This window comes from Aurantimonas sp. A3-2-R12 (genome assembly GCF_036016755.1).
Taxonomy (GTDB): Bacteria; Pseudomonadota; Alphaproteobacteria; order Rhizobiales; family Rhizobiaceae; genus Aurantimonas; species Aurantimonas coralicida_A.
On sequence record NZ_JAYXIH010000033.1, the window covers coordinates 40,733 to 48,431 of the forward strand.

Genomic DNA, 7,699 nt, shown 5'->3' on the forward strand with positions numbered 1-7,699 from the left:
CGACGAGAAAACGCGCCCGCCGGGGTGGCGGGCGCGAAAGGAAAGCCAAAAATTCTCGTCAGATGCCGTCAGTCGAAGCGATAGGACATTTTGGCCCAGACAGTATGGAAATCCGTCCGATCCTTCGTGTTCGCTGTAAAGTCGACCAGTTGGGCACCGTTGGTCGCTTTCGCCGACCAGTCGTTCTTGCCGAGGTCTGTATAAAGATATTCTAGACCGACCGACATATTCCGCGAGACGAGATAGTCGATACCGCCGCCGACCGCGTAGCCGGTATCGGTCTTGTCGGTCTTCTCGGAAAAATTGTAGCCCGTGAACGGCCCTGACGTCGTCGTGGGAAAGCTCGTGCTTTGGCTGCGTTTGGCATAGGCGAGACCGCCGGTGCCATAGACGAGGAACCGATCGTAGGCGTAGCCGAGACGGCCACGCACGGTGCCCATGTAATCGATCTTGTCCTTGACCGGGAAGTTGACGCCACCGACCGAGAAGCTGCGCTCGGAGGGTCCGCTCATCTTGTTGATGTCCGCAACCGCGCCGATGACGACGTTGCCGGTCTGATAGTCGTAGCCGATATGACCACCACCGATGAAGCTCGATTTGTTACTGGACGGCGTGGCGGCGAACGCGCCGGAATAGCCGGGCCGGGGATTATAAACTGTGTCGGCGCCGTCGAAACCGAAGGCTCCGCCGACCTGTCCGCCGATATAGAGGCCGGACCAAGTGTTGATCGGCGCCACGATCTCGATAGGAGCCGGCGCCGGTGGTTTTGGAACGATCAGATCCGCGGCCGCGGCGGGCGTGACAAAGGGCGCCGAGAGGGCAGCGAGCAGGAACCATCTCATATTTTCTCTCCAGGAAAGTTGACGCATTCGGCGTTGCATGCCGGGTCCTCCGAACGCTCTAAACAGAGGACCCGACCCGAGATGACCCCTCCGAACTCGGCGGTGGGTTTAGGCTCCATCGATGGGGGCGAGATTGCCGAAACTATACGGTTTGCAAAAAAGTGACCGCCGCGTCAGCGAGCGCGATCGGCAGCCGGGCCGGTGTTCAGCGCGGCCGGCGGGAGCCCGCTCTCGCTGGCGACCATGTGCCGATCGAGCGCGAACGGTGCGTCGAGGAGTTGACGACCGGGCAGGCCCTCGTCTTGTCTTAGGCCAATGGCGACGACCATGCCGTCTGGGTGGTCGCCGAGCCAGCGCTCCGCCTGGGCGCTGTCGATCACGTCGATAGGCCGCCGCAGGCGTCCGAGAAACCCGAACTCGCCCTGATAATCGCCGACGAAGGCAACCGGACCCGCCCGCGCCGCGACCAGTCTCGCGAGCGGGGCAAGGTCGTAATTCGGGAAGACCGACAGCGCGGCACCAGCTTGGCCAAGGATCGTCAAACCGAGGACGATGCCGGCGCCGATCCCGATCAGCTTCACGCTGATACCGCGCATCACATAGGCGCTGACCAGTGCCGCGGCCGGCAACAACGGCACGAGATAATGCGGCTGCTTACCGGCGATCAGGCTGAAGCTGGCGACCACCGGCACGAACCAGAGTGTCACGAAGCGCAGCGCGGGCGTGAATTTCCAGGCGCCCAGAAGCGCGGCCATCGGACGCTTCATCGCGCCTTTGTGGCCGGCCCAGACATAAGGTGAGAATATCCACGGCATCGCGAAGATTGGCGGCAGCGGCAGGTAAAACCAGAATGGTCGGGCATGGCTCGACGACAACGAGCCGGAAATGCGACCCGCGGTCTGGTCCCAGATCAGCGATCGGGCGAACTCGCCATTGGTTTCGACCAGCGCGGGCACGACCCAGGCGGCTATCGGCAGCAGCGAGACCAGAACGGCGAGACCAGCGCTTTGCCAAAAGGCCCTCGGCGCCAGCGCCTGACGCTCGGTCCGCCAGAGCGGATAGGCCGCAATTGGCCAGAACAGATGGAGATAGACCACCGGCCCCTTGGCCAGAACACCCAAGCCGATGGCGAAGCCTGCGATGGCGATCCAGCGCCATGACGGTGAGCGGGCATGGATCAAAAGTGCGATCAGCGCGCCGAGAATGCAGGCGGTCAGCAGGAGATCGAACAGGATCAAGCCGGCATAGATGACGAAGACGACGTTGCCCAGCGTCAGCCAGCCGACACGCGCGACGAGGACGTCATCGCTGGGAAACAGCTCGGCGGCCAAGCGGCGCGTGAGGACCATGACGGCGGCGGACACGGTAAAAATCATCGCGAGCGCCGCGACGCGCGACACGCCGAAGACCGCCCATGACAGATCGATCAACCAGAACAGCAGCGGCGGCTTGTGGTGATAAGCGGCGAAATTGAAAGTGGGGACGATGAAGTCCCGATTGACCATCATCTCCCAGGCGACGGTGAGATAGCGCGTCTCGTCCGGCGGCAGCACCGGTCGCAAGGCCGCCGAAACGAGGATGAAAAGTCCGAGCACGAAGATCGGCAGGACGAGAGTTTGAATGCCGCGGAGCATGGGACATCGCCGTATTGTGCGAACAAAATTCGCGAGACATTCAACTTTGTGGACGGCAGGATCCGCGCCGGTTCAGTCAATGCCGCTTCGGGGAAGCAGCGGGAGGATCGGCAGTCCAACGCGGTGCGCTCGGGACGAGCCTCTGTCACCCCGAGCGTTGTGTCGTATTGCGCGCGAATTGTCGCCCTATTCGGCCGATTCGACCGAGGACGGCGATTTCATCATCGGCACCATGCGCCGCAACGCGTCCGACCGGAACACGAAATGCTGGGCAAGCGCGCCGGCGATATGCACGCCGATCAGGACGAGCAGCGGCGTCCAGAGGACGGTGTGATAGCCGGCCAGCGTGTCATTGCCGGTAAACCAGGCCGTGAGGCCGACCACTGGCATGAGGATCAGCACGACGTAGAGCAATGCATGCGTAAACTTCGCGAGCCACATCGCCCAATCGGGTTCACCCTCTGAATGCGACGGACGCCCATGGATGAAGAAGCGGTCGAGCAAGCGGATGGAGGCCGCGACGAGAATCGCCGAGCCGAGGACGATATGGGTCCAGCCGAGAATCGTCGTCGTGGATGAAACCGCCTTGCCCTCGAGCGTTCCGTCCCAAAGCGAGACCATGAACTCGCTTTCGAGATATTGGACGATGATTAGAACGACGATCAACCAGTGCATGGCGACGTTGAGCCGGCTCCAGCCAGCGGGCGATGACTTTGCATTCATAACCGATCACTTCCGATTTCAACTGGTGGTTTTCCGGCGCGCGACCCTTGCGCCGCCGATGTAGAATCTTTCTAGATCGGACGGGTCTTCAGGGGCATTTCCGGAACTATACGGTTTTGCAACCTTGGAAGCTGTGACAGCTGCACTCGCGATGGCGCCGGCGATCCGATCACACGCAGGGCGGGCCATTTGCAGCGAGCGAGACATCAATCCGTCGATCGCGCAACTGAGGCTGGATGGCCTTGTCCCGTCTGGAACTGGGGAACCTCGTCGCTGGCATCGACCAGTCTGAACCGGACGACAGACATTTCGCGGCTATGATGGCGGGGTCTCACGACGTCCCGTGAAACCTCATCGAGAGCGGGGCGCGGCTTGGCGGCCATGTCTTCCGACATGGTGATCTCGTTTTCGCCGGATAGAGCGCAGAGCCGCGCAGCCAGATTCACCGTCCGACCAAGGATGGTGAAGTCCGCCCGCTTTCCGGCGCCAAGAGCGGCGGCGATGACCTCGCCCCGGTAAAGACCGACGCCGGGACGGCGGGCCAGGGACCGGCAGGCCTCTATGCTTTCCACAGCGGCCGCCACGGCGCGGTCGTCGGCATCGTCGCCTTGAAAGAATGCCATGATCCCATCGCCGACGATCTTGTCGATCTCGCCATCGTGCCGCGACACCGCCCCGGCGACAGCCGTAACAAAGGCATCGATGAGATCAGCCACGTCGCTTGGCGGGGCGCCTTCCGCGAAACTGGAAAAATCCCGAAGATCGAGAAACAGGACCACCGCTTCGAAGCGTGTCGCTGACGTGTCGTCATTGATCGCATTGCGGACCGCGGAAACGGACAGAAAACGCTGCAGTCGAAGGTGAACGCCACGAACGTAGATCGCCTGGCGATCAAGCGTCCTCTGGGCTTTGGCAATCACCACGCCGGTCGCCAGCACCGAGACAAAGAGCAGGCTCGCAAACACCTTCGTCCAGAAACCCGTCAATCGGGATATCGCAGATTCAAGCACGCCGCTTCGTCGCGTCGCGGCCAGCGATACGATTTTTCCCGAACGCGGCAAAGCCACGCCCCCCAGGGATGTCCAGTGGCCGGGTAGAACGATATTTTCCTTGAGGGTCGCCGCCCCGGTCGCCGTCAGGCCCTCGAACGTCGCAGCGTCCAAAGATCCGCAGTCGGCGTTATTGGCGAGCTCGGCGATGCGTCCGCCGGACTGGTCGAGGACCAAGAGGCAGGTGAGCCCGGTCTCGGCCATCTCCTTTCGCAATTCGGAAAGGACTGAAGCCGACGGCGGGGACGCTCCCTCGAAAAGACCGTCCGCCAGAAGCATGGTCTGGACGAGCCGGATTTCCTGCTCGGCAAAGAGCTTTTCCGCGCTGGCGGAGATGGCGTTGTTCAACGTGAACACCAAGCCAACCGAACTGACGATGATCACCGGCAGGAGAAGGAGTAGGAATGTTCGCAGCAGCGGAAACGGTGTGCCGATTTCATGCGCATCGGCCCGCGGGGCTGCATCGGGTAACTGTCTCCCCTTCTTCGAGGTCCACCCGATCACGGCCGGCGTCCATCAAGCACGGGTGCCTCGATCATCGCAGCGCCGTTCTTCGGCAGAAGGAGAATATCACTATTAGCGGTCGATGCGGCTCCCGGCGCGAGGGATTGGATCAGGCTGTCGAGGTCGTTCGAAAGCACCTGGCTATCTTCGGCGATCTCCAGGATCGCGTAACCGCCGGCGATCGGGTCGAGCATCTCGAGGGAAAGGCCGCCGACGAGAACCGGACGGCCGTCCTCACCGGGGCCGAGCTGGAAGCTCGATGGCCAGAAGGTGAGAACCAGGCGCTGATCGGATGCAGGCCCGGGCTTCGTATAGGCCGCGACGGGCCGGCGACCGTCGTGAAGCAGCGGTGCGGCTGGCCGTTCGACGAGAGGCACGCGCGATGGCATGAGCGTTTCCAGGAGACCGCCGACCGCAAGGGGAGTCCAGCCGGACGGCTCAAGGCGAGCGGTCAGCCCGGATAGTGAAAGATCGGTCTGAATCCTCAACACCTCGGCCTGATCGCCGGCGATCGTCAAACGACGTTCGGCGACCCTGCTCCAACCGTCGGCCAGCCATTCCTGCGGGCTGATCTGCTCCGCGATGGGCACCGGCGCGTAGTTCACGGTCCAGCGATCGTAGTCCTTCCACAGATGATAGCTGTAGGTCCCGAGATAGGCGGGCAGCAGAACCGCCAGCAGCGGCCCCAGGCGGATGGCCCGATCCTGCCGCCGGGTGAGGAACGCGAAGATCGCCGTCACCAGCAACCCGAACGATACGCCCGCGGCAACGTCGCTCAGCCAATGAGCACCGAGATACAGCCGGGTGAACGCAATGATCAGCGCAGCGCCAATGGCGGCCCCAATCGCCAGAGGACGCCATCGTGGTGCGAGGTGCGAAGCGACAATCACGGCCAGGACACCGAACACGGTCATCGAGAGCGTCGCGTGGCCGCTGGGGAAGGAGAAGGATTCGGCACCCGCATAGAGCATCGTGGGACGGGGCCGTTGGATGATCCCCTTGACGAGCGGGACGAACAGGCTCGACGTGGCGACCGCCATCGCTGCCGTTACCGCGACGCGGAAGTGCCGCCGGATGAGCAGCCAGGCGACGAGCGCCAGGCTCAGGCCGGTCAGCACGAAGCCGTCCGCCGCCATGGTGACCGCCGTGATGATGCGGGTGCCCGCGTCGCTGCGGAAGGATTGCAGGAAATTGTAGACGGCCTTGTCAATCAGCTTCAATTCCGGATCGAACAGGAGATTGCCGAGCAGCGTCAGGAAGCCGCCGGCGGCCAATGCCGCGACCATCAGGACGAGGGTCCATCCGACGATGTTGCGGTGGTTGGAGAGGATATGGGTTTCGTATCGCGCCAGCCGGCTCGCTGACGGGCCACGACGTTCGATCCGACCAAGGCGCCATCGATCGAAGACCGGGTAAGCGAAGCCATAGGCGATTTTGCCTAGGTAATAGAGGACGAGGAGCGTCGCCAGCAGAACGACGCCGAGGATCGCAAGACGTGGATCGAAGCTATGAACCCGGGACAGGCCGCGGCCGATACCGGCGGCCGGAATGATGTGAGCGCCGGCCCAGGCGATCGCCGAAACGACGTTGATGACGCTGAACCAACCAAAGTTCATGCCCACCATGCCGGCGATGCCCGGCACGATCGCTTTCACGCCGGGAACGAAGCGGCCGATGAAGATGCTCTTGCCGCCATGTCGCCCGAAGAATGCCTCGCCCTTGTCGATCAGCGCGCCATAGCGGCTGAACGGCCAGACGGAACGCAGCCGCCCCTTGAAGTGGTGGCCGACCCAGAAGGAGAGCGCATCGCCGACCACGGCGCCGGCGCTGGCTAGCAGCAGGATCGGCAGGAACGGAAGTTTGCCGGCTCCCACCAGCCCCCCGGCCGCCACGAGGACGACGGTGCTCGGAATGAACAGGCCGATCAGGAACAGGGCTTCGCCCAGACTGACGAAGAAGACGACCGCGAGCGCTGTCTGCGTGTGTTGGGAGATCAAATCGACGATGGTCTGCGTCATGTCTGCGTCACCGGTCGGCTTGGACGGACCCCGCGGGTCCATGAAACAATTCGCCCACCGAGAAGACATGGCGACGACGGGTCTGGCCCTTCGAGCGACAGGGCACGGGGCACGATCCCGACGCCCACATTAGCGTTCTGCCGGCCGTGGCGCGATCCCGGCCTCGATAGCAACCCGTGTTCGTGGTCAGATGTCCGAAACTATACGCTTCCGTATAGTTCACAATTTTGGATTGACCGACTCCCGCAAATGAAAGCCCCCCGAACGCGTCGGGGGGCCGCATGTGGTTGGCGAGGCGTAGACCGGCCTATTTGCCGCCCTCGCCTGCCTCGCCGTCCTCGGACTCCTCCCGGTCGGCTGCGCCGGACTGCTCGTCCTTCTCGTTTTCCATTTTGGGGTTTTGGTCGACGGTGCCGCTGGTCATGTCGACAAGGACCGTCTTCATCGTACCGTCGGCCTGGGCGAGCTCGATCTCCCAGCCGCTCTGGCCGGCCTCGTCGGTCAATCCAGCATCGACCGCATTGCCGCCAGCGGCCTTCTGGGCCGCGTCGATGGCCTGCGCGAGGTTTACCTTGGCGCTGGTGACCTTCGAAAGGTCCAGCCTGGTCTCGGCGCCACTGCCGTGATCGGCCGCCATTGCGGCACTGCCGGCACCCAAAAGCATGGCAGTGCCGAGGATCGCGGCGCTCGTGCGTTTCATCGTCTGCATCTTGATTTTCCCTTTGATCGAACCGGCGTGATTGCCCGGTCAATCTCAAGGTGGTGAGCTGACATGACCTCGAAAGCTCCGCGACTATACGGATCGGTATGCGAATTGTGGCAGCTAGAGCATCCGGCGAATAATTTGAATCGACGGGTTCCCATTTGATGTTCGGTTTGATTCTCTGTGAGCAGGAGGTGCTTCATGGGAAAGGCTGTTTCATCAGATT

At 62.7% G+C, this 7,699-nt stretch carries 6 protein-coding genes; all 6 read right to left on the reverse strand.

The features are described from left to right. Positions 1-68 precede the first annotated feature (68 nt). The gene (locus VSX60_RS16175; protein WP_327625291.1) at positions 69-842 is read right to left on the reverse strand and encodes an outer membrane protein; all 774 of its coding nucleotides are present in this window, start codon (positions 840-842) and stop codon (positions 69-71) included. A gap of 173 nt (positions 843-1,015) precedes the next feature. Next, positions 1,016-2,476 carry an ArnT family glycosyltransferase gene (locus tag VSX60_RS16180; RefSeq protein WP_327625292.1) on the reverse strand — a complete coding sequence of 487 codons (1,461 nt, stop codon included), beginning with the start codon at positions 2,474-2,476 and terminating at the stop codon, positions 1,016-1,018. 186 nt (positions 2,477-2,662) lie between these two features. Continuing rightward, positions 2,663-3,199: a cytochrome b gene (locus tag VSX60_RS16185; RefSeq protein ID WP_327625293.1), complete on the reverse strand. Its 537-nt coding sequence runs from the start codon at positions 3,197-3,199 to the stop codon at positions 2,663-2,665. Positions 3,200-3,405: 206 nt separating this feature from the next. Next, positions 3,406-4,752 (reverse strand): adenylate/guanylate cyclase domain-containing protein, encoded by a 1,347-nt coding sequence (locus VSX60_RS16190; protein ID WP_327625294.1) that lies wholly within the window; start codon positions 4,750-4,752, stop codon positions 3,406-3,408. Further along, positions 4,749-6,770 (reverse strand): bifunctional DedA family/phosphatase PAP2 family protein, encoded by a 2,022-nt coding sequence (locus VSX60_RS16195; RefSeq protein ID WP_327625295.1) that lies wholly within the window; start codon positions 6,768-6,770, stop codon positions 4,749-4,751. The genes VSX60_RS16190 and VSX60_RS16195 overlap by 4 nt, the downstream gene beginning before the upstream one ends. A 307-nt stretch (positions 6,771-7,077) precedes the next feature. Beyond that, positions 7,078-7,479, reverse strand: coding sequence for a PepSY domain-containing protein (locus VSX60_RS16200; RefSeq protein WP_327625296.1), 402 nt, complete (start codon positions 7,477-7,479; stop codon positions 7,078-7,080). Positions 7,480-7,699 lie beyond the last annotated feature (220 nt).

Excerpts from the sequence above, each read along its gene's own strand:
- VSX60_RS16175 (WP_327625291.1), bottom strand. The coding sequence starts at position 842 with ATGAGATGGTTCCTGCTCGCTGCCCTCTCGGCGCCCTTTGTCACGCCC.
- VSX60_RS16180 (WP_327625292.1), bottom strand. The coding sequence starts at position 2,476 with ATGCTCCGCGGCATTCAAACTCTCGTCCTGCCGATCTTCGTGCTCGGA.
- VSX60_RS16185 (WP_327625293.1), bottom strand. The coding sequence starts at position 3,199 with ATGAATGCAAAGTCATCGCCCGCTGGCTGGAGCCGGCTCAACGTCGCC.
- VSX60_RS16195 (WP_327625295.1), bottom strand. The coding sequence starts at position 6,770 with ATGACGCAGACCATCGTCGATTTGATCTCCCAACACACGCAGACAGCG.
- VSX60_RS16200 (WP_327625296.1), bottom strand. The coding sequence starts at position 7,479 with ATGCAGACGATGAAACGCACGAGCGCCGCGATCCTCGGCACTGCCATG.